Source organism: Rheinheimera sp. MMS21-TC3 (genome assembly GCF_032229285.1).
Taxonomy (GTDB): domain Bacteria; phylum Pseudomonadota; class Gammaproteobacteria; order Enterobacterales; family Alteromonadaceae; genus Alishewanella.
The window spans coordinates 1,086,603-1,109,672 of record NZ_CP135084.1; the positions used below are offsets into that span (position 1 = coordinate 1,086,603).

Annotated in this window: 23 protein-coding genes and 1 pseudogene; all 24 read left to right on the top strand. The window is 46.0% G+C overall.

What is annotated here, in order from left to right; translation table 11 throughout:
• The first annotated feature begins 54 nt into the window (after nucleotides 1-54).
• Nucleotides 55-543, top strand: a complete 489-nt coding sequence (locus tag RDV63_RS05565; RefSeq protein ID WP_313908516.1) for a lysozyme — start codon at nucleotides 55-57, stop codon at nucleotides 541-543.
• Complete coding sequence (locus RDV63_RS05570; RefSeq protein ID WP_313908517.1) at nucleotides 536-1,024, top strand: hypothetical protein; 489 nt, start codon at nucleotides 536-538, stop codon at nucleotides 1,022-1,024. Before RDV63_RS05565 ends, RDV63_RS05570 begins: the two co-directional genes overlap by 8 nt.
• Nucleotides 1,025-1,143: 119 nt before the next feature.
• The gene (locus RDV63_RS05575) at nucleotides 1,144-1,467 is read left to right on the top strand and encodes an HP1 family phage holin (protein WP_313908518.1); all 324 of its coding nucleotides are present in this window, start codon (nucleotides 1,144-1,146) and stop codon (nucleotides 1,465-1,467) included.
• A complete protein-coding gene (locus tag RDV63_RS05580; RefSeq protein ID WP_313908519.1) occupies nucleotides 1,467-2,006 on the top strand; it encodes a terminase small subunit in 540 nt (179 codons plus the stop codon). Before RDV63_RS05575 ends, RDV63_RS05580 begins: the two co-directional genes overlap by 1 nt.
• 1 nt (nucleotide 2,007) lies before the next feature.
• Complete coding sequence (locus tag RDV63_RS05585) at nucleotides 2,008-3,510, top strand: hypothetical protein (RefSeq protein WP_313908520.1); 1,503 nt, start codon at nucleotides 2,008-2,010, stop codon at nucleotides 3,508-3,510.
• 4 nt (nucleotides 3,511-3,514) lie between these two features.
• Nucleotides 3,515-5,743, top strand: a complete 2,229-nt coding sequence (locus tag RDV63_RS05590; protein WP_313908521.1) for a hypothetical protein — start codon at nucleotides 3,515-3,517, stop codon at nucleotides 5,741-5,743.
• Nucleotides 5,743-5,916: a hypothetical protein gene (locus tag RDV63_RS05595; RefSeq protein WP_313908522.1), complete on the top strand. Its 174-nt coding sequence runs from the start codon at nucleotides 5,743-5,745 to the stop codon at nucleotides 5,914-5,916. Before RDV63_RS05590 ends, RDV63_RS05595 begins: the two co-directional genes overlap by 1 nt.
• Before the next feature lie 100 nt (nucleotides 5,917-6,016).
• A complete protein-coding gene (locus RDV63_RS05600) occupies nucleotides 6,017-6,901 on the top strand; it encodes a hypothetical protein (protein ID WP_313908523.1) in 885 nt (294 codons plus the stop codon).
• Between the two features lie 14 nt (nucleotides 6,902-6,915).
• On the top strand, nucleotides 6,916-7,935 hold the full coding sequence (locus RDV63_RS05605) for a N4-gp56 family major capsid protein (RefSeq protein ID WP_313908524.1): 1,020 nt from the start codon (nucleotides 6,916-6,918) through the stop codon (nucleotides 7,933-7,935).
• 66 nt (nucleotides 7,936-8,001) lie between these two features.
• Nucleotides 8,002-8,460 carry a hypothetical protein gene (locus RDV63_RS05610; protein WP_313908525.1) on the top strand — a complete coding sequence of 153 codons (459 nt, stop codon included), beginning with the start codon at nucleotides 8,002-8,004 and terminating at the stop codon, nucleotides 8,458-8,460.
• Nucleotides 8,461-8,465: 5 nt separating this feature from the next.
• A complete protein-coding gene (locus RDV63_RS05615) occupies nucleotides 8,466-9,110 on the top strand; it encodes a hypothetical protein (protein ID WP_313908526.1) in 645 nt (214 codons plus the stop codon).
• A complete protein-coding gene (locus RDV63_RS05620; protein ID WP_313908527.1) occupies nucleotides 9,110-10,717 on the top strand; it encodes a hypothetical protein in 1,608 nt (535 codons plus the stop codon). Before RDV63_RS05615 ends, RDV63_RS05620 begins: the two co-directional genes overlap by 1 nt.
• Before the next feature lie 5 nt (nucleotides 10,718-10,722).
• The gene (locus tag RDV63_RS05625) at nucleotides 10,723-11,349 is read left to right on the top strand and encodes a hypothetical protein (RefSeq protein ID WP_313908528.1); all 627 of its coding nucleotides are present in this window, start codon (nucleotides 10,723-10,725) and stop codon (nucleotides 11,347-11,349) included.
• 1 nt (nucleotide 11,350) lies between these two features.
• On the top strand, nucleotides 11,351-11,812 hold the full coding sequence (locus RDV63_RS05630; protein WP_313908529.1) for a hypothetical protein: 462 nt from the start codon (nucleotides 11,351-11,353) through the stop codon (nucleotides 11,810-11,812).
• 3 nt (nucleotides 11,813-11,815) lie between these two features.
• The gene (locus RDV63_RS05635) at nucleotides 11,816-12,769 is read left to right on the top strand and encodes a hypothetical protein (RefSeq protein WP_313908530.1); all 954 of its coding nucleotides are present in this window, start codon (nucleotides 11,816-11,818) and stop codon (nucleotides 12,767-12,769) included.
• Nucleotides 12,770-12,971: 202 nt separating this feature from the next.
• Nucleotides 12,972-13,313: a hypothetical protein gene (locus RDV63_RS05640; protein ID WP_313908531.1), complete on the top strand. Its 342-nt coding sequence runs from the start codon at nucleotides 12,972-12,974 to the stop codon at nucleotides 13,311-13,313.
• Between the two features lies 1 nt (nucleotide 13,314).
• Nucleotides 13,315-15,120 (top strand): LamG domain-containing protein, encoded by a 1,806-nt coding sequence (locus RDV63_RS05645; RefSeq protein WP_313908532.1) that lies wholly within the window; start codon nucleotides 13,315-13,317, stop codon nucleotides 15,118-15,120.
• Nucleotides 15,121-15,215: 95 nt separating this feature from the next.
• Complete coding sequence (locus RDV63_RS05650) at nucleotides 15,216-16,583, top strand: hypothetical protein (RefSeq protein ID WP_313908533.1); 1,368 nt, start codon at nucleotides 15,216-15,218, stop codon at nucleotides 16,581-16,583.
• Nucleotides 16,580-17,032 carry a GNAT family N-acetyltransferase gene (locus RDV63_RS05655; protein WP_313908534.1) on the top strand — a complete coding sequence of 151 codons (453 nt, stop codon included), beginning with the start codon at nucleotides 16,580-16,582 and terminating at the stop codon, nucleotides 17,030-17,032. Before RDV63_RS05650 ends, RDV63_RS05655 begins: the two co-directional genes overlap by 4 nt.
• Nucleotide 17,033: 1 nt before the next feature.
• Complete coding sequence (locus RDV63_RS05660) at nucleotides 17,034-17,975, top strand: hypothetical protein (protein WP_313908535.1); 942 nt, start codon at nucleotides 17,034-17,036, stop codon at nucleotides 17,973-17,975.
• A 5-nt stretch (nucleotides 17,976-17,980) separates the two neighbouring features.
• Complete coding sequence (locus RDV63_RS05665) at nucleotides 17,981-18,535, top strand: hypothetical protein (protein WP_313908536.1); 555 nt, start codon at nucleotides 17,981-17,983, stop codon at nucleotides 18,533-18,535.
• 105 nt (nucleotides 18,536-18,640) lie between these two features.
• The gene (locus tag RDV63_RS05670; protein ID WP_313908537.1) at nucleotides 18,641-19,483 is read left to right on the top strand and encodes a hypothetical protein; all 843 of its coding nucleotides are present in this window, start codon (nucleotides 18,641-18,643) and stop codon (nucleotides 19,481-19,483) included.
• A 54-nt stretch (nucleotides 19,484-19,537) separates the two neighbouring features.
• Nucleotides 19,538-20,308, top strand: a complete 771-nt coding sequence (locus RDV63_RS05675) for a hypothetical protein (RefSeq protein ID WP_313908538.1) — start codon at nucleotides 19,538-19,540, stop codon at nucleotides 20,306-20,308.
• A 2,066-nt stretch (nucleotides 20,309-22,374) separates the two neighbouring features.
• A pseudogene (locus RDV63_RS15250) lies at nucleotides 22,375-22,893 on the top strand (hypothetical protein); the annotation flags it as partial.
• Between the last annotated feature and the right edge of the window lie 177 nt (nucleotides 22,894-23,070).

A 23,070-nucleotide genomic window follows, 5' to 3' on the forward strand; every position in this document is an offset into this window, starting at 1 on the left:
AATACTTTCGCCCCGTTCTGTTTATTCAGTCGGGGCTTTTTTATTGGTGGAAATATGAGCCAAATAGCCAAACGACTAGCCGCATTAGGTGTAGCTGGTTCGCTGGCATTATCCGGCGCCATGATTGCAGATCATGAGGGTTATGTGCCGGGTACTTATGTAGATCCAGTTGGCATTATTACTGCTTGCTTTGGTCATACAAGTAAAGATTTAAAGCTAGGTACTGCAATCAGTGAGCAGCAATGCTTAGAATTATTCGCTAAAGACCTTGTTAGTCACAACAAGCAACTACTGCGTGCTGTCACTGTTCCGCTATCAGAGCAAGAGCATGCAGCGTATTTGTCGTTTCACTACAACGTGGGTAGCGGCAACTTTCAATCCAGCACATTACTCAGGTTGCTTAACGAAAACAGCCGAGTAGAAGCGTGCAATCAATTAACGCGGTGGATTTATGCAAACGGCATTAAGCTCAACGGCTTAATTAAACGCCGAGCGCATGAGCGTGAATTATGTTTACAGGGGGCAACACATGCTTATGAGTAAATTACATTTTATTGTTATTGCTTGCATTGCAGCAGCTTTTGTATTCATGGGCCTGCAGCTTATTGGCGCAGCTAAGCATACTAAGGCTTTAATGATGCAGGTTAACCAGTTAAGTGCGCAGCTAGCAGTAACGCAAGCTGATGCAGCCAGCCTAGAAAGTGCTTTAACGCAAAGCGCCAACGACAAGCAAAAGCTACTAGACGAGCGAATAAGCATTGAGAGAATACGCGAAAAATCAGCAGCAGAGCAAGAGCGATTACGAAACGAACTTGCCAGCGTTAACTTTAAAGTGCAGCAACTAAGAGTATCAACCAATGAACACGTTAAAGATTGGGCTAATACTGTTGTGCCTGGTGATGCTATCCGCTTGCTCAAATACGCCGCAGCAAGTGATAACGCGCACAGTAACAGTAACAAAGCACGTTTATCTAACCCCACCAGCAGAACTACTAGCCAGTTGCTTACCAACAACCACTTTTAATATTTCAACAAATGCCGACGCACTTAACTACAGCAGTTGGCTTGAGTCACTTTTAGATAAGTGCGAGCTAGATAAGCAGTTAATACAGCAATGGGCTACCGAGAACGGGAGTCAGTCTAATGAATAACGATACAGCGATTAAATTTGATATGGATAAAACCACATCGAACATTAGCTATGGCACATCAGGAGCAACGGCGATAGGCGGGTTACTTTCAATGAACGAAATCGCATTAGCAATAGGTATATTTTTCACAGCGCTAACGTTTCTTGTCACGCTCTATTTTCAGCACAGACGTGATCAGCGCGAACAAAAAAGACTTAGAAATAAAGAGGAACGCGACATGCAGCTACATGCTTGGGCAAAAGAGCAGCACGAAAAGAACCTACTTAGGTTAAGCCCTTTAGATGGTTGCAATGTTGATGAAGCGAGTGGCGATTAATGTCAGAACTAAAGCCTTACGACAAATGGACAGCAAAAGAAAAGCTGTTTGCACACGAATATCTGATTGACAGCAATATGACTGCAGCAGCTATTCGTGCGGGATATAGCGAGAGAACTGCTAAGTCACAAGGCCATGAGATTTATCATAAGCCGTACATTAAGGCGTGGATAGAGCAACGTGTTAAGCAACACTTAAAGAAGCTAGATATTAGCGCCGAAGCGATACTGCAAGAAGTGGCGTTAATCGGTTTCCAGAACTTAGCCGGTGCTTACAATAAAGATGGCACGTTAATGAATATTCACGACATGCCAGAAGCAGTGCAGAGAACTATTGCATCTATTGAAGTGGACGAACTGCGCGATCCAGACGGCGACAGCATTGGCAGAACTAGCAAGCTTAGAGTAACAGACAAGTTAAAAGCACTTGAAATGCTAGGTAAGCATGAAAAGTTGTGGACAGACAAGATTGAATTGTCAGACAGGCCAATGGTTTACGTTAAAGACATGACGGGCCGTAAGAAAAAAGGGGCTGAATAGTGTGCAGCAAACGTATGAGTTTCATGTTGCAGCGCAAGGTGATGTGCTGCAGCAGTATATGGAGCTTAGGGGTCGCAACACTTTTATTATGGGGCCTATTGGTTCTGGTAAAACATACGGCAGTGCTATGCGTGTGTTTGACCAGATGTGTGAGCAAGAGCCAAACCAAAGCGGCATCAGGCGAAGCAGATGGGTCGCAGTACGGAATACCTACCCTGATTTAAAGGGTACAACGATTAAAGACTGGTGCGACCTTTATCACAACGAAGATGTAAAGCTCGGTAAGCTAAATCAAGACTTTCCACCAACGCATTACTTAGATTTTGATTTACCTGACGGCACAAGAGTCGTATCAGAATTAGTTTTTATGGCGCTAGACAGGCCAGATTCAGTTAGAAAGCTGCGTGGATTACAGGCTACCGGCTTTTGGCTTAACGAAGTTAAAGAATTAAGTAAGTCGATTGTCGATATGTGCGATGGTCGCCACGGACGCTACCCAAGCGCGATTGATGGCGGCCCTAGTTGGCATGGCATGATTGGCGATACTAACGCGCCTGATACAGACCACTGGTACTACGAGCTAGCAGAAGAAGTTAAACCAGCGGGATGGACATTCTTACGTCAGCCTGGCGGTGTAATTGAAAAAGTTACAGGCAGCGGCGTTAACAGAAAGTCGGAATGGCTTGTTAACCCTAAAGCAGAGAACTTAGCTAACTTGCCTGATGGCTATTACATCAATCAGGTTCAAGGCAAAAAAGACGACTGGATAAAAGTTAACCTGGCGAATCAATATGGCAGCGTCAGCGACGGAAAGCCAATTTATCAGGGTTCGTGGGACGACATTAAGCATACGTCGAAGTACAACCTATCCGCTATGCCAATAGTGCCTAAGCTGCTTATGGGCTTTGACTTTGGCCGAACACCAGCTTGTATTATTGGCCAGCTAATGCCTAACGGTAAGCTTAGAGTTATCAAAGAGTTGATAGCTACAGGTATGGGCATTCGCAAGTTTATGGACGAGGAAGTACTACCTTGTTTAAAGAAAGATTTTAAAAAGTTTAAACGCTCAGATATTCAAGCCTTTGGTGATCCGTCTGGTATCGCTAAGTCAGGCAATGACGAGAATAGCCCAATAGGTATTCTTAACGATGAATACAACATAGATACCTACCCAACAAGCACCAACATTCCACTGCGACGGTGGGAGTCAGTTAACGCATTTTTAGATAACGACATTGACGGTAAGCCAGCATTTGAGCTTAGCGCGGATTGTCACATTCTTAGAAAAGGGTTTAACGGTGGGTATCAATTCAGACGGTTAAATGTAAGAGGCGAGAAATACGCCGAAGCTGCAGACAAAAACAGCTTTAGTCACCCGCATGACGCACTTCAATACTTAGCACAAGGCGCACAAGGCGAGATTAACTTTAGCTGGCGTGATGCTCATGTAGATGCAGGCCAGAACAGACAAACAATGATTGCCGACTCGGTAACAGGATATTAAGCACATGAAAATAGCACCAAAAGAATACGGGCATGAATACGACGAAGATAGCCCGTTAGATGCGTTGGCTGTGGAGCTTGAGCGAAAGTTATCGCAAACCATGAGTGACAGAACAGCTATTGATCATGAAATGGTTATCGACCTGCGCAATTACCATGGCCAGTACGATGCCGCTACGCTGGCGGCAATGAAAGAGGCTAAGCGAGCCAACCCGTTTATTAAAATGACTCGCGCTAAAACCAATGCGGCTGAATCGCAAATTGTTGATTTACTGTTTCCTAACGATGATAAGAATTGGGGCATAGCGCCTACGCCAGTGCCAGAACTTGCAGATCAGGCCAGTAACGAACAAGAAGTGCTGGACGACAACGGCGAACCCTACACCACAACAGACGGCGAACAAGTTACCGAAGGCATGTTAGCAGCGCGAGAGCTTGAGCAAATTAAAGAGCGCTGCGACAAGATGGAATTACTGATTGAAGATCAGCTTGTTGAATCGCGTTTTAATGCCGTTGCTCGGCTGGCAATACACGACGGTTGTGTCGTAGGCACTGGCATTCTGAAAGGGCCGGTTGTTGTCAATAAGATGGATAAATCATTTACTAAACAGGGTGATGCCTGGGTAGTTGAAATGCGCCAAAGTATTACGCCAGCGGTTGAGGTAGTGCGGCCTTGGGACTTTTTCCCTGACCTATCTGCATCACGCATTGAAGAAGCTGAATTCATCTTTGAACGTCGCTATATGAGCAAGCAGCAAATTAAAGGCTTGATTGATAAGCGTGGCTTTCCCAAAGCTCAAATCAAAAAAATAATGCAAATGTCACCACAATCTACTCAGCATAGCAGTACCTACATGGACGATGTACGAACGCTAGCAGGGCTAAGTGATAACTTAAACGATACACGCTATGAAACGTGGGAGTATCACGGACCTATTCCTTATTCAGTGCTGTTTGATTTAGGTGTTATTGATCTGCCATCTGATGAAAAAGAAGCGCAACTATTTATTCAAGACATGATGCACGAAGAAGTAATGGCAACCGTGTTTTATTGCGGTGGCATTGTGCTGGGTGCAAAGTTGCACATGATGCACTACGAAAATTACATGCCTTACCGAGTGTGGAATTGGGAGCAAGACGACAGTTGTATTTTTGGTTACGGCTTACCGCGCATTGTGCGTGACGAGCAGCGGATCATTAATAGCACTTGGCGCATGATATTGGATAACGGCAGCATAACAGCTGGTCCGCAAGTGATATTTGATAACAAATACATTCGACCCGCAAATGGTGACGCAACGATAGAGCCGTTTAAGCAGTGGCACCTATTAAAACCAGTGGACGATGTTCGAAAAGTTTTCTCTACGATTGAATTTAATAGCCATTTACCTGAACTGCAGGGCATTTACAGCATGGCTAGGCAGATGATGGATGAAGTTTCCGGCGTGCCAATGCTTAACCAAGGCGAGCAAGGCCAGTCTACGCAAACGCTGGGCGGCATGAGCATGCTAATGAATGCAGCTAATGCGGTACGACGCAGACAGATTAAGCAGTGGGACGACAATATTACAGCGCCACTCATTACTGACTTCTACGCTTGGAATATGGAGTACGAAGAAGATAATGACGTAAAAGGCGACTATCAAGTTGATGCCCGTGGCACTAGCGCATTACTGGTGCGCGAAACGCAAGCCGTTGCATTAACTAATTACCTAAGCATGGCAGGTAGTAATCCTGTGTTCGCGCCAGTTATCCAGCTTAAGGCAATTGAAAACCTACGCCAGTGGGTGAAGCTGCAAGGCTTGCCAGCAGACTTAGTGCCAACTAATGAAGAACTAGAAGCCTACCAGCAGCAGCAAGCAGAGCAGCAAGGCGAGCAGCCACAAGATACCGCCATTGCCGTTGAGCAACTGCGTATACAGCAGATGCAAGCTAAGCAAGAATTTGAGATGCAGATGTTCCAGCGCAAAGCTGAATTAGACATGCAAGAAAATGAAGCTAGCCGAAACTTAAAGGCGCAGCAAATGCAAGCAGATCTAATGGCCAATGCTAGCAAAGAGCGCATAGAAATAATGAAGCTTGAGCAAACCGGCAAAGTGAATACTGAAAAACTATTGGTCGAACTGAAAAAAGTGCAGATGCAAACTGATAAAGAAATGCAGCAGTTTATGACTGAGCTAAAACTTAAACAAGTAACGGGTAATTACCGTGCTAACGATGGGTTGGCACAATAATGATTATTGATACCCGTACCTGGGAAGCCATCACAGCATTACTTGAGTCAGACAGGCAAGATGCTATTCAGCGGCTTATACATTCAGACAGCGACCAAGCCAGAGGCGTGATTAAATTTATTGACGAGATACTAGAGCGCTACCCGTTTGAGCTTAAAAGCAAACCAGATTAACCCCGCTTAGCGCCCGCTAACCGGAGTACCAGAACCCACACATTGTTGTGGGTTTTTTTATGACTGCGATTTAGGTCGCACTCAACCAGCGAGAAAACCCATGACGATTGAAAACGAAAACCCGCATTCAGACTCGCAAGATGATGAAGCGGTCAGCATGTTTAATCAGTTAACTGAACAAGACTCTAATAATGACTCTGATTCGGATGATGAAATGCTGGATCAGGAGAATGACACTGGCATGGACGACGGCGGTGATGATGGTCAAGACGACGGTGAGCAAGAAGCAGATCCGTGGGCTAATGCACCTGAGACACTACGCCAACAGTTTCAACAACTCCAACAAAGTCACCAGCAGCTTAACGCTAACTATAACGCAACCGTAGGACGGTTAGCCCCAACGCAACGGGAGCTAGAAGCCTTGCGCAAGCAAATGGCCGAGCGTGAAAAGCAAAATGGTGGCGCTGATGAAAACTCAGATATGCCAAGTGCAGAGGACTTAAAGGGTAAGTCTTTTTCAGAAGTTGAAGAAGAATGGCCAGAAGTCGCAGAGTTTTTAAAGCATCAAATCCAACAAGCTAAGCAAGAAATCACGCAGCAGCTTACGCCATTGCAGCAGCGTTATGAACTGCAGCAGCAGCAAGAGCAGCAGCAGCAGCAACAGGCAATTATTCAGCAAGAGTATAACCGGCTTGCACAAGCACACCCTGATTATCAACAGGTGGTAAGCAACCCGGCATTTAACCAATGGCTGAGTAAACAACCGCCAGCACTGCAGAAAATAGCGCAAAGCGATAGCGCAGATGATGCCAAGTTTGTGTTGGACCAATACAAAGGCGCAAGCGGTAAGTCTAGCCGCAACAAGCGCAACAACCTTGCAGACCATGTATCACCGCCCCGCCAGGGTGCCGGTCGTGCAGCTACGTCGCAAATCTCAGACGACATTGATCCAGTCGATTTATACAACCGATTAAATCCTAGTTAATTAAGGAGCCTATCATGGCTAATAAATATGGCGACATTCCAGTCGCAGCTGGCGTTAAAGCCGAAATAGAAGCATTAAAACACGCTGCACCAATTCTTGTTTTAAATAAAATTGGTAAAGCAAAAGGCTTAGGCCGCAATGAATCTGATACGTTGAAGTTCCGTCGTATTATTCCATTAGCCCTAGCAACAACGCCTTTAACAGAGGGCGTTACACCTACTGGCACTGACTTTCGTTATGAAAACGTTAATGCTGTATTAAAGCAATACGGCGATTATATGCCTACAACCGACAAGGTATTGGACTTACACGACAACCCAGTCGGTAAGGACATGCTAATCGCAGCGTCAGAACAAGCAGCTCAGACTATTGAGCAGGTTACTTACGGCGTAGTTATTGCTGGCACTAACGTGGCGTTCGCTAATGGCGCAGCGCGTAACGCAGTAAATACATTTTTAACCAAGAGTCTGCAGCAGCGCGTTACCCGTACACTATATCGCAACAAAGGCAAGAAAATGCGTAGCATCTTGTCTGGCTCTACAAATATCGGCACTCAACCGATTGAAGCCGCTTACATTGCGTTAGCACATACTGACTGTGCGCCGTCTATTCGTGCAATGGAAGGTTTTGTGCCGGTAGCTAAGTACGGCACACGCCAAGCATTGTGTGACGAGGAATTAGGTTCGGTAGATGATGTTCGTTATATCCTAACGCCGTGGGCTGCTCCGTTTGCTGATGCAGGTGGCGCAAAAGGTACTGCAGGCGCAGTGGATGAAGCAATGTCAACCACAGGCACTAATGCTGACGTTTACCCTGTGCTTTTCTTTGCAGAAGAAGCCTTTGGTGTGGTTGCATTAAAGGGTACACCAGCTTACGGCGGTGCCATTAAGCCTACCGTTGTTCACCCTAAACCGACGTCTAGTGATCCATTAGGGCAGCGCGGCTCAGTGGGTTGGAAAACGTATTACGATGCGTTAATACTGAACGATTTATGGATGGTTCGCGCAGAAGTTGCGGCACCGCAAAACCCATAAGCTAGCTGTTTAACATGGCAAACCAAGGGCCGTAATTTGCGGCCCTTTTTTATTGTGAGAATAAACATGAAAAAGATTAATGCGTCTAGCACTAAACCAGAAATTACCGCTTATGTATCTGAAACATTTGGTGTTGAGCTTCCAGACTCTATGACTAAAGCAGAAATGTTTGAAGAAGCTAACAAGTTAATGAAAGAAAACGGCATTGCTACTTTTGATACTGACGCGCCAAGCAAGCCAGAGTCTAGCGCAAATGGCAAAGCCGAACGCTCAATTAAAGGTTATGTCATTCAAATTGAAAAGCCAGCCGATACCAGTTTTGAAGAATTTGTTTGCTGTGCCAATGGCCGTAATTACCAGGTTAAATACGGTGAGCCAGTTAAAGTGCCGCCAATTGTTGTTGAGCTATTAAAGCTGGCTGTAATAGATGTGCCAGATTACAAAACGCCGGACGGTAAGCTAGTACCAGCGCATAAAAAAAGCCGATTTGTGTGGGGCATTCGTGAAACTATTTACGCTGAGTAATTGATATGACATTCCTAGAGTTGTGCAATCGCGTGCGGCAAGAGTCCGGTGTTTCCGGCGGTGACTTGCTAACAGTGGTCAACCAACAAGCGATACTCGCTAAAATTGTTGAGTGGGTACGCCAAGCAGACATTGATATAAAAGGCTTACGCAGTGATTGGAATTACTTATGGCGCACGGCTAACACTTCTCTAGTTGTCGATCAGCGTTTATACAGCATGCCAGACCTAGCGTTGTTTGATGCTAATGAACTGCTATCTGTATCAATTAACAGTAACGAGCTAAGGCCGATGGATTGGCAAGAGTTTAAAGCACAAAAGTACCACACTGCACCAGATAAGCGGCAGCCTAGCGTTTACACTTTCAGGCCAGACGGTTTGCTGATGGTATTCCCTGTACCTGATGCGGCTTATGCCGTTGATGTTGAGTACAGCAAAACGGTTACACCAATGCTTGCCGATACTGATGTATCAGATATACCAACGCATTTGCACGACGCCATATTACAAAAAGCGCTGATGTACTACGCCAGCCATGAAGAAGATAACTCTTTGTACGGTGTAGCAAATACACGCTTTGAAGAATATATGACGAAGATGGCAAGCGAGTGTTTGCCTGCAATTAAATTTAACCGCAGCAGGTTATTCTAATGGCTAGCAATACTAGCGTGCCAGCTATTCCCTTAACGGGTGGCTTAAATTTAGCGGTTAACTCGCAACAAATAGCGCCAGGCGAATGTACCGAGCTAACCAATTATGAAGTAACAACCGTTGGCCGGTATCAGCGTACAGGGGGCTATGAGCGTTACGACGGCCAGCAGGCGCCATCTAGCGTATTGGCTGCAAGCTTGCCAGGCTTTCCCTTTGCTACGCCAGAGGAAACGATAGCAGCAGTTAAAGCCGAGCAAGCCGTAAAGCGCGGTTTGATACAGCCCGTGCCTGGTAGTGGTCCTGTGCTTGGCGTGCTGTTATTCAAGGGCGAGCGTTATGCGTTTAGAAACACAGCAGACGGTAGCGCAGCTAAGATGCACAAAGCAACAGGCACAGGCTGGCAAGAAGTTACCACACCAGCATTGCAGCCTAACGGCGTGTATGAATTTGTTGAAACTAACTTTACCGGCTCAGCAAGCACAATTGAAGTTGTTGGCGTAGACGGTAACAATCCAGCCTTTCGCTTTGACGGCACAACCTTTACGCAGATAACCAGCAGTATTACGCCAGATCAGCCTATTCATATTGAGGTGCTACCAAGCCAAGTATTGTTACTCGCGTTCCGTGGTGGCTCATTCTTGCATTCTGCAGTGGGTGATCCAGCCAAGTTTAGCGCAGTCGATGGCGGCGGTGAAATTGCAGTAGGCAGCGAGATAACCGGCATACAAGTACAGGCAGATGCAACGTGCGCGGTATTTACCCGCAACCGCACATTTATGCTTTATGGCAGCAGCGGCGGCACAAGTGGCGACTTTCAATTAAAAGCACTGGCATTGCAATCAGGTGCTATTGCAAAAACATTGCAAAGCATGGGTAGTGCGGTTTATTTAGACGACAGAGGTTTAACTCGGCTAGATAGAGTGCAAAGCTTTGGTGACTTTGATAGCGCCGCTATTAGCCAAAAAGTACAACCCTTGCTACTACTAAAAATACTTAGCGTTAACTGCAGCATGACACTGCGCAGCAAAAACCAATACCGATTGTTTTTTAGTGACAGCACAGTGTTAACTATGACGATGTACGGCAATGAAGTGCAAGGCTTTAGTGAGCTGCGCTATAACTTTATTGCTAACTGCACTTGCTCAGGCGAGGACAATAACGGCAAAGAGTTGTTCTTTGTTGGCGGTGTTGATGGCTATGTATACCAGCTAGACAAAGGAAGCAGCTTCGACGGTGACGCATATTCAAGCTCATTGCAAACCGGCTTTATGACACTAGGCCAGCCCGAATATAAAAAGCGGTGGCGCAAGTTAGTGATTGAAGCAGACAGCGTTACTCGCATTGATGCAACCTATCGCTGCTTTTATGATTTTGCAGATCCGAACATTCCACTTGGTAAAGTGATGCTTGGCTCAGGTAGTAAGTGGGACCTATCCGATTGGGATATTGCCACTTGGGGCGGCAGTTCAACGTCATGGTCAGACTTATACATTGATGGCGTAAGTAGAAGCATAGCGATAAACATTGCCAATACGTCTGATTACTACCCACCACACACACTTAGCCAACTTTACTTACACGCCAGCCCAAGAGGGCGCAGGAGATAAGCACTATGCCGTTTTCACCCTGGCAATTTACAGCGCCTTACATATCGTACACGCCTATTCTTGCGCCTGAAATGAACGGTAATTTAGGCGGTATAAGTGTTAGCTTAAAGTACGTTGCTGATGAATTAAATAACTTTATACCGCGACTACCGCCAAATTTCACGGGTAGCAATAAGCTGCCTGTATCGAGCTATCACAATACCCTGATAGGTATTAGTGGCGAGGGCGACTTAGAGTTAATAGATAAAGCAGCCTTTGGCTTGCTGTCTGGCCGCGACTTAACCATTGTTAAAACGCTAGATGCAGCCCTAAACATTGACGGTAACAGCCACGCGAATTTCTATTACTGCCAGCATGAAGATGCAGATCCTGAAGTGGTAACGGCGGTAACCGTTAATGAAGCCACAGCCACGGTAGAGGGAACACCAACATTTTCTTCTGGTACTGTTGTTTTTTTTACGCAAGTATCAGACACGCCACTGGTTTTTGTTGAAGCGCCTGGCGTTACCGTTATTACACCTGGCTTACTAAAAGCGTTCGGCAAAGGCAGCACGGTAGCGTTGGTGTCAATAGACTTAAATACATGGGTAATGGTAGGTGATGTTTATCCGGCTACGGTAGTGGTGCCTTAGCATGGCTTCTTCTAAGTACATGCAAGCTTTGCTAGGTGTACTGGCAAGCGGTAGGCGCAGGAAGCCTGTTTACATTCGGCAGCAGGCGTTGGTATCGCATCTTTATCCGTATTACATAGAGCCTGACCAGCTTAATATTACCAATGATGTGTTTGATATTGAGCTAACTCAAATTGCAAAATACCTAAATTCAAATGACTCCATTGGGATATTGAATGGGGTGTTTGATATTGAGTTGGTCAGTCAACGTAAAGACATTGACGACTTAACGGATAATTTAAACATAACCAACGGTGTGTTTGATATTGAGCTTAAATCCGTATTGCGACAAGTCCCTGTAAGTGACCAGTTAAATATTACCAACGGTGTATTTGACATAGAGATGCGAGCAGTTGGTGTTTACAGCGAGTCAACAGACGCTATCACCATGACAAATGGTGTATTTGATATTAGTTTGGGGTAAGTTATGATAAAAAATAGAATGAAAGGCGAGTTTCAGTTTTTCAATAAAAGGAACGGTGAGCTTATTCCGTTGCTTGATGGTGCGGTTAGTCGTAACTTGATTGTTGACCAGTTTTTTGAGTGCCTTGGTTCAGGGGTTAACGGGGGGAGTAATTCATATATATCTTTTTCACCGTCAACGGCGTCACTACAAAGTTCCGCTAATCGTTGGTTTATTGTCGGTACTGGCACAACCCCTCCGCAACCTACAGATACTGGCCTAGAAAACCAACTGGCTAGTACAGGTACTGTTATAGATCATACTCATTCATACAGTTATGACGAACAAACAGACGCTTTAATTTTTACCACTGTAAGCACTCGGAGTTTTTCTTTAGGCGGGGTTGTTGGTAATATTTCTGAGGTGGGTGTAGAATTTTACGGACTCACTCCTTGGGACAGCAGGTCATTACAATCACGCGCGTTAATAAAGGACTCGCAAGGGGACCCCACAACAATAAGTCTCGGTGAAGATGATCAACTTGTTGTAGTTTATACACTAACCCGTGTATGTAATCGTAGTTTTACCGGAACAGTAAATGATATAGGTTACGAAGGTAAATTGGTAGGCTACACAAGCGCGGGAAATAACATAGGTCAAGGGACCTTAAATGCTATCTCCCCTACAACCAATAGTAGAGTAACGGATCAGGATTGGGCTTTCCCTGCATTTAATGGTAACACTTTTCCAAATACTACCTCTGTTTCTCTGTCAACTGTATCGGTTCAAAACAGTAACACCAAACACAGCAGGGTGCGATTGCGCTTGCCATTAGCTGTAGGTAATTATGTAGAGGGTTTAAAAGGTGCTTATTTTGGTAATTTAAACCTTCAATTGAAATTCGACCAGCCGATAATGAAAACCAATCAAGATATTCTGGACATTGAGTTTTTCACCAGCTTTGAGAATATGGCATGATTCCGCAGCATCCAAACTGGTCAAGCCTTACAGATGTTAAGGGTTATCCGCACCCCAGTTTTGTAAAGCCCCCTGTGCCTGCAGATATTGCTGCGGTAGCTCTTGGGCCTGTAGAATTAAATGTTTCGCAGGGCAAGCTGAATAGTAGGTACTGGCTGGTAACACAAGAAGCGGGGCAAGTAACAATTAGAGGGTCAATATTATGAGTGATGTAATTCTTTCAGTTACAGCCGCTAACGCTGCCTTAAATACGTTTCAAATTGATCAGGTATCATTACATAGTGATAACCCATCTACTACAGGCGATAACGAACTAAATAGCACAGGCTACGCTAGACAGCCTTTTAGCTTTAACGCTGCAGTTAATGGCCAGCGACAAGCAGAGGTAAATGCTGTATTTGATTTAACCGCAGGTGATGAAGTTAGTTGGGTTAGTTATTGGTATCAGGGTAATTTTACATTGGCTAAGCAAGTAACACCTGCACTTGTGTTTAATCAGGATGGTACTGCTACTTTAGATACTAATACTCTACTGGAGCTTTAATATGTCAGACGCTTTTTGGGATGATGTAATATCTCTACTGAATTTTGAGGATGGTCTGAATGACGTCAAGGGTGGTGCATACACATTAAATTCAGGCGCCGCATTAGTAACCACTCCTGTTAAATTCGGTGAGTGGGCTGTTTCAATCCCTACCGGAAGCGCATCGAATATAGTAAAAAGTATCACCCCAAATTTAAGTACGTCTACTAATTGGACGATAGAGCTATTCCTAAGAGTTTCATCAGTTCCTACATCTTTGATATTAGGTGTCCTGTACTTCGGCAATCCGGCTAGCAATAATAATCGGTTTATGCTGCAAATTAACACATTGGGGCAAATAGCATTATATCTACAAAATGGCTCCGGCACCGGTGCAACGCTAGATGGCCCTGTTATCCCTTTGAATGAATTTAATCATGTCGCCCTAGTTAAAGCTGGCAATACATTCACCTTGTACCTCAACGGCGTAGGAAACAGCATAACGTACTCTTTGCAATCCATAGCAACAGATATGCTTTATTTTGGAACAGCTAGAAGTGGCGGGCAGATGAACCCGCTTCAGGGGTTTATTGATGAAATAAGGGTAACTCAGGCTTTAAGATATACCGAAGATTTTACACCACCAAATGCCGCATACTACACAGGACCACAACAAAGAACCATTACTCAAGTTGTGAATCCTTCAATAGATATAAACCAAGTTGTATTAAAAGCGTTCGATATAAGTGTGCCAAGCAAATTAGGCATTAATTTATCGCAAGTGTTTTATAAAAGCATCCCTGGCTACGGCCCAGCGACGATACTATTTAATGAACCGGAACCGATAGAGCAAATATCACTAACCTTTGACCAACTCGGAAGGTCATTGGTGTTTTACCGTACCGGTGCTGACACGCTTAAACTTTACTGGTACGACCCTGTATTGGCTGAATCTGTTAATGTAGCGATAGCTACAGGCGGGGACCCATTAGCTTGCTTTGATTTTCCGCAAGATACCGGACAGAGCTTCAGTGATGCACTGCTGTTTTATGTGCGTGATCAGCAAGTCTATATGCGAATACAGCGTGATAGGTTTGATATTGAGTATGCTTGCCCTGCTAATCAGCCGGGTATAACTATAACTAGCGCTGGGTTGCGTGTAGATAACCGCTTGCAGGTGGTTTACCAGTACCCTGCAGCGGATTACGTACCGCCGATAGTGCCGCCACCGGTAATACCTGTTACTGGCGATTATTACTACCTGAATAGCTGGGGCAGCTGCCTGATCAGCAACTACCGGCTTGATGTAGTGACACAGCCGTTTAAGCTGGGCTTTAAAGTGCGTGATGCGCATTATCCGCGAGGGCCTTCGCAATATATGTTTGGCTCTGATGATCGGCGACAACTGTACTGTAGTATGGGTTCTGGCTCAGTCACCATATACAGGGGTTATCGCTGGGGAGCTGCTCGACTAATCGTGCCAAACGAAGATTTTAACGGCGAGTGGGAGTTTGAATTTTTTGGACTTAGTGGCAATGTACTCATTAAAAAAGATGGTGCCATACTTTTTAATGACAACCTTGTATACCCACAGCCAGATAGAACCAAGCTAACTAATGTTGTTTTTGCTGGCTCTGGAACTAGCCCAGGCGCAGAAAGTTTATCATTCCACGGCTGTGTGTATGACTGCTGGATAGAACACAACGGCAACCGTATTGACTGGGCGGTGCAAACCCGTGGTGAAGCGGTGCAGCCATCTGTACCGGCTGGTACCGATATGACAATTCATAATCACCGTGTTCAGAACTGGAAGTTTATAGAGAGCTAATAGTTTGCTTTTTAAACGCATTAGCTTATTATTTACTAATACTGCCAATAGACCGCCTTTCTTAAACTTGTATCCTTTTTTGGGGTAACACCACAATGCAAACCTTTAAACAACCAACTGCTAATCAGCAGGGGGCGATTACGCTATTGCCCCAGCAAAAAAAAGTAACTAACCAAGCTTTAATGCCGTCACCTCAACCTATTAGTCAGCCTACACAAAGAACGCAACATACAACCGACAAGCTAGGGCTTGAACCAACAATGCACACTATGGGTCAATCTATACCCGCAACAAGCGGCAACATGAAGCCTGTTATGCACACAACAACAAGTGCTGGCGGCTTGCTTGGCAATGCAAATAAAAGCAGTGCAGCACAAGCTATGCCGCAACCTACTGCAACAGCGCAGCCAACAACTACAGCTACACAGCAGCAAAGCAGTGGAATGACCGGCACCATAACTCAGCCTGTTAAACCTAACTCGCCAGAGTTTACTTATAGCGCGAGTCAATATAATCCTACTGGCTACACGGGTGTGCAAGGAAACACTGAATACAACCATGATCCGCGCAGTGAATCATTGGTACAAAATCAGATAACCGGCCTGCTTGACCCAAACAGCCCAATGATGCGCAAAGCCATTGCGCAAGCGCAGGGTTATAGTGCGGCTCGCGGTTTGCAGTCGTCATCAACAGGTAGCGAAGTAGCATTGTCTAGCATGATTGATAAAGCGTTACCAATCGCACAACAAGACGCTCAAACTTACGGCAATGCAGATCAACTTGGTTGGCAGCAAGGTTTTCAAGCAGACCAAGCTAACCTTGGTCGAACCCATGACGCAAGTATGTTAGATGCGCAAGGCTCACAGCGCATGCAAGAGCTTAATGCACAGCAAGGCTTTCAAGCGCAAATGGCAGACTTACAATATAAGCAGCAACTTGGCGTATTAGATTACCAAGGCCAGCAGCAGCTACAGCAAATGGACCGTAACGCTCAACTAACTAAAGAGCGCGATCAGCTGATGCAAAGCTTTGATATGAGTAAACTAGATAAAACATTCTTAATGGACTTGGAGAAAACCAAAGCCCAGTGGGAGCGCGACGACTTTACTTTTGCGCAGAATGTTGACGCTAACACTCGACTGCAGTATCAGAACGCATCAGCAGAATCGTATAACCGTTATTTAGAGCAAGTTGCAGCAATATACAATAATCCGGAAATGACGCCGGATCAGCAAGATCTAGGCGTTGCACGGCTAAAGCAAATGTTTGAAGCCAAAGTGTCAGCGCTGGAGGCCATTTATGGTTTCGCGGCACCAGTGCAGCCAGGTGGCGGTGGTGGCGGCGGTGACGACGATAACAGTGGCATCAAGCCAGAAGATACCAATGTAATACAATATCCAGATAACCCCAATCCTGGTGGTGGTGGTGGTGGTGGTGGCGGTGGTAGGATGCAGCAAAAATGATCCGCAACGGCACACACGCGGATATACCCGCGATCATCAGCATAGGCCAGCAAGTTATTGACCGCAGTAAAACCTATGACGCAACGGTTGATCCAGCCAAAGCGGCTTACATGCTCAGGCGAGCAATAAACGATAAAAAGATGGAGCTATTTGTAGCAGAGAAAGCCGGACAATGTGTCGGTTTTTTTATTGCGTTAATAGACGAGCATTGGTATGCCAAAAGCTACTACGCAACTGATATAGCTTTTTGTGTACTGCCAGAGCATGCAGAACAGGGCGTGTGGTTACTGCGCAGATTTATGCGCTGGTGCAAAGCTAACAACATTAAGCAGGTTCAGCTAGGACTTAGCACTGGATTAGATGCAGACGGGCGCACAGGCAGGTTATACGAGGCGCACGGATTAACATTAGTTGGCGGTATTTACGCCACAATTAAACAGGTGGTTTGATATGAGCGGTATCGGTAAAGCATTTAAAAAAATATGGCGACCTATTGAAAAATTCCACACCAAGCTAACCAACGTATCAACGTTAGGCTTACACAAGAAGTGGAAAAAAGTTCGACACAAAATTGTGAAATCTAAAATATTTAAAGTCGTGGTTGCAGCGGTGGCTATCTATTTCGGTGGCGCGGCATTGCTCAGCATGGCATGGGGGGGTACGGCATCAGCCGGTATTGGCTCGGCATGGGCAGGTGCGCAAGGTGCAACGTCGGCAGTGATGGCCGGTAACTTTTCTGGTGCAGCATCAGCATTAGGTACGGGTTTTACTGGCGGCTCAGCAGCAGGAGCAGGGGCAGGCTTTGCAGCAGGACAAGCAGCAACGCAAGCGACTATTGCAGGTAATGCAGCGGCAGCAAGCGGAGCGGCAGCAGGCGGAGCTACGGCAGCAACAACTGGAGCAACAACAACCGCACCAACATCGGCGGCATTGCAGCAGCAAATGAGCGCAGGGTTAATGGAAGGCGTTAGTACGGCAGGATTATCTAACGGCACATTAACAGCGGGTGCAGGAAGCGCAACCAGCGGCGCAATGGGTACTGGTGGTGCGTTAGGTACTGGTGGCGGTGGCGGCGCAACATCGGGCGGCGGTTTATTGTCTGGAGCTTGGAATAGCTTAGGTGATGCAGGTAAAAGCGCGCTAATTACTAGCGGAATAAATATGGCTGGCCAAGCGATACAAGGTAAAGCAGAGGGTGAAGCAGCAGAAGAAGAACGCAAGCGGCGGACTTATTGGGGTATGGATGGCGACGGTAATCAAGCAGCAGGTGTCGGCCCTAACTTTTCCTTACTGAACCCGAATAACTTTGCGAGTAATGACTTTACCCCGAAGTTTGAACCGTCGCACTTAGACGACTTAATTGCGCAGCGCAAACAATTATTAGGGGGCTAACAGCTATGCAAAACCAGAAAACAAAACCAATGCCGCAACAACCAATGCAGCAAGGTGGCAGTGAAGAACAAGCAACCGATGAAGAACAGCAAGCGCTTGAGCAGGCTTTTGATATTGCTTTAGAAATGATACACGGCGATGGTCAAGCTGGTGATCAAATAGCAAGCATGGTTCAAAACTCACAAGATATTGTGCAAGGCATTGGCCAAGCCGTTGCTACGGTATTAATCGGTGTAGAGAAAAAAGCAGGTGGCTTAGCGGATGATATGAAAATTCAGCTAGCCACTGAAATAGCCGGTGAACTTACAGAGCTAGCCGTTAATGCTGGTGCTTTAGCAGAAGATGAAGTTAACGACGCTTTCATTCAAGAAATGATACAGGCCGCTTATGCTGCTTATATTGAGTTTAAGGAAAGCATGGGCGAACTTGATCCGCAAGAGCTAGAGGCTAGTGTGGCTGATGCAGAGCAAGTAATGGGTGGCAGTGTTCGCAACCAAGCGCAAGGCCAAGCAATGCCACAGCAACAGCAGCCGCAAGGCCGTGGCTTACTAGGCGTTTAACCAGTAAGCAGTTATATTGCTATTGTGGCTAGGCTGATCCCCGAAAAGCCGGACTTCGCATCCGGCCTGCCACACCAACTAATGCGAATCACTTGCGAGGTGAATATGAAAAACATTCCACAAGATATGCTTCCTGGTAGCGTTCATGAAACCAAGAACTACGGAAGAATAAAAGTTATAAGCTACGAAAATAAAAGAAAGGTTACCGTTAGGTTTGCTTGCACTGGCTATGAAACATCTGCAGAAGCTACACATATAAGAAGCGGTGCGGTAAAAGATTGGTCCAACGTGCAAGTTGGCGCAATATATTCAACCAATAACTATGGAGACATGGAAATTGTTGAATATCACAACGCCTTAAATGTCTCAGTTAGATTTTTAAATACCGGCAACATTGTTAAAGCCAGGCTGTGCAATATAATTATAGGGTGTGTGAAAGACCCCTTGGCCAGAACTGTTTGCTCAGTTGGTTATCTCGGCAATGGTTATAATCAAAACCACAAGGGCGCCCAAACAAGGGCTATCTATTCAAGATGGATAGATATGATTAAGCGGTGCTATGACCCAAAAAAGCAGGAAAGACATCCAACTTACAAAGGTTGCTCCGTCTGCGATGAGTGGCACAACTTCCAGAACTTTGTGAAATGGTTTGAAGCTAATCACCCGAAAGACGGTAAGTATTACGAACTGGATAAGGATATTATAGTTACCGGCAATAAAGTTTATTCGCCTGAAACCTGTGTCTTTGCAACGCGCAGTGAAAACACACTGGAGATGGCTGACAGAAACTACGCCAAGACTTATATCTTCACTAACCCATGCGGTCAAAGAGTCGTAATTAGAAACCTTAGAAAGTTCTGTCGTGAAAATAACTTAGATCAATCTGCAATGATTAAAGTTGCGAAACATGGACAAGCATTTCACAAAGGCTGGCGAACTGCTGCTTAGCCTTACTTAAATAAAACAAACCCGCTACGGCGGGTTTTTTATTGGGAGTTACATATGTCACTTTTACTAGGCTTTGGCCGTGGGCTATCTCAAGCCAGCGGTATGTTAGCAGCCGGAATGCAGGAAGATAGGCAAGTTGCCCGTCAAAAAGAAATTGAAGCTATGCGCGAGGCTAGTATAGAACGTCGATGGGCGCGTGATGTAGCGCTTAGACAGAGCGAGCGCGCAGAAGATAAAGAATTAAGAGCCAGTGAACGCGCAGAAGATATGAGCTTTAGGCAGTCTGAAAGCAACCGCCAAGCAGGTCAGTTTGACAGGCAGCAAACCGTTAGAGAAAAGCAAGTTATTGAGGGGAACCTAGAGGGAATAATGCAGCAAGAAGCACGGTCTGCCGATAAAATACGACAGGCTTACGACAAGCAAATGCAGTCGGGCATGGGCGATCCGCAGCTACTAACCGAACAGTACAACGAAGCGATAAAGAAAAATAGTGAATTCTTTAGTGAACAATTGAATAACATGGTTAAAAGCTATGGTTCGCAGTTGCAAGGCACCGGTTATGAATACTTGTTAAGCGCTCAAGCAGCTGAGGAAGAAAATCGCGACCCTGACAATATAACCGGCACGGAAACCCAAGGCAGCAATGAATTATCAGACTATATAAAGCAGTGGAATTTAGCTAAGCCAAAAAGCTCACAGCCAAGTTACTTACCTAAAAAAATAGAAGCTGACCCGATTAAAGCTAAGCTTATGCCGCAAATAGGTTTAATTGACGGCGTTGGCTCTAGAGACTTTCAAGAATTTTCTTCTTGGCTTAAAAAATAATAATACAGCCGCTATCCAGCGGCTTTTTTAATCCCGCACATAATTAAATCAAAGGGCTTTTCATGGCTAACATTCCTAATTACTTTAAGCGCGAACCACTAGCAATACCTACACCAGCAGCCAGCGCACCACCACAACAGCAAGGCCGGTTCGGTGATGCGGTTGACGCATTTCAAGCAGGTGGCTTGTCGGCCGTAGGCGGTATATTCGACTTTGTTGGTGCCGATGGCATAGCCAAGCAGTTCTATGGCTGGTCAGATGCGCAGCAAGATACAATGTCTGATCGCGGCAAGGCAGCAATGGGAAAGTCTTTCTTTGATGAAGATGAAAACGGCAACCTAAAAATTGGCGAGGGCTTAACCGACCTAGATACTTGGATGCTAACCCTTGCAAATGTAGCTGGGCAGTTTGTGCCAACTGCGATACCAGGTGCGGGTGCAGCGGGTGCGGCCACAAAAGCATTAACACTTGGTTCGCGAGGTAAGGCCGTTGCGCAAGGCGTGGCAATGGGTGCTACAGGTGGTGCAGCCGCTACCGGACAAGGCATGGAAGAAGCACGAAACGAAGTGCGTAACATGCCTAACGCCATCTTGGCGCAATCTGAATTATTCCGTGATGTGTTTCGCGGCATACACGATAGCAAGCCGGACTGGACAGATGAACAGAAATGGAACGCTGCAAAAGATACCATTGCTGCTAAGGTGGCAAGCGATGTGCGTAGTGATCCTAAAGCATTACTGGCAAACTTTGCAGGCTCGGCCATTGGTGATCCGATAATTGGCCGCGCATTAATGGGCGCACGCTTAGCAAAATCTGGTGCCATGCGCTCAGCCGCTAAAGGCTTTGCTGCCGAGGGTATAACCGAAGCAGGTCAAGCGGCGGTTCAGCAGTACGGCATTAATGAAGCGTTACAGCAAGTAGATGGCCGAGACGAATGGCAAGGCGTTAAATCAGCAGCATTAAACGAGGGCTTAGCCGGTGGTGGTTTTGGTGGTGCAGCCGGGTTAATTGGTGGTATTGCAAACAGACAACCAGCGCAGCCTAAACAACCCGCACCAGTGGCAGACCCAACAGCCGACGCGATACGCGACAGCAACCCTGAGTTAGCCAGCGCCTTTGATGATGCAGCAACACAAGCTGCAAGCAACCAAGATGCGCTTGATAGCGTTATCAGTGGCGCTAACGATATTAACTATGACCTACCCACTGCAGCGCAACCCGCGCAAGTAGGTAGCGAGTATTGGCAATCAAATGGCGGCCTGTTATCTGACTTTATGCCACCCGCACAAAACGCACCACAGCAAGAAGCACCGGCAACCAGCACGCTAAACGATGCACGCAAGCAGTTAACCGATAGTTTGGTTGAACAAGCACTAGCTACCGAGATAACGCCAGAAGCTACCGACTTCCAAACTATTGATGGCCGCATGGATAACCGCGCCTTTGGCCAGATACAAAAAGCGATTACTGATGCAGATCAAATGGTTGCTAGCTCCAGTAAGTCGCAGCAGCAGCCAGCACCTGGCACCGTTAACCTGATGCCATCAGGCAAGCCATACCAATCCGAGAAAGGCGCACTATCTAGCAAGAAAGCGCGAGACGCACGAAAGGCAGGCATTGAAATTGAAGCAGTCCCGTTTGCTGATGGTTTTGGTTGGCAGGCAGTTAGTAAGCCAGCAGTCGACTTAGCGGGTGATGCTATTGATAGCGAATGGACAGCCTTTGCAGATGATACCGGAACAAAGAAAATACCCCGCGCTGAAATGCCGCAAATTAAAGCAGAGCATCGTGGCGCTTTAGTTCAGTTTATGAAAGGCCGTGACATTACGCATCAGCAAGAAACAGTGCCAGCTGACTCATTAAAGCCAACACAAACAGAATTTAGCCCAGCCAAAGTTAAAAAAGCTATGGCATTTGAAGGTGGCGATAGGTCTATATTAGTTTCGGCTGACGACTATGTACTGGACGGGCATCATCAGTGGTTAGCTAAACGAGAGAAAGGCGAGCAAGTTAAGGTTATACGTTTAAATGCGCCTATTGATCAGTTAGTGCCATTAGCTAAAGAAATGCCAAGCACAGAAACATCAGCAGATCAGGCAGCAGTGACGCCAAGCCCTGAACCTGTTACGTCCCCGTCAAATGCGCAGGAAGTGCAGGCGAAGCCAGTTGTTAAAGGAAAGACAGCCCGTACATATACCCCATCGAAAAACATTACAGCGGATGTTGAATACCGCATTGTTGAAGTTGACGATTTAATAACCTCTAATGATTTTAGTGGCGCAATTAACCCTAACTACCCGCAAGAATTACAACCAAGAGATCGCGACCAAGATAAATACATTAAACAGGTTCGCAGCATTGCCAAAAATCCAGATCCAGCACGACTAGCCGATAGCCGAGAAACAGATCGCGGTGCGCCTATTGTGCGTGATGGCATTGTCGAATCAGGCAATGGCCGCAGCATTGGATTGCGTGAAGCGTACCGAACAGGTAATGCAAATAACTATCGTCAGTCATTAACCTATATGGCCGGGCAGCTAGGCATTGATCCGCAGTCTTTCGCTAACTTTAAAAACCCTGTATTAATCCGCGAGCGCACGAATGATTTTAATGCTGCACAGCGATTAGAGTTTGTGCAAGACAGTAACCGCAGCGCAACAATGGACCAGTCACCGGTTGAAATTGCTAAGGCTGATGCGCGGATTATTGACGACAACTTAATTAAGTTACTAGCCATACCTGAAAACGGTGATGTACTAGCC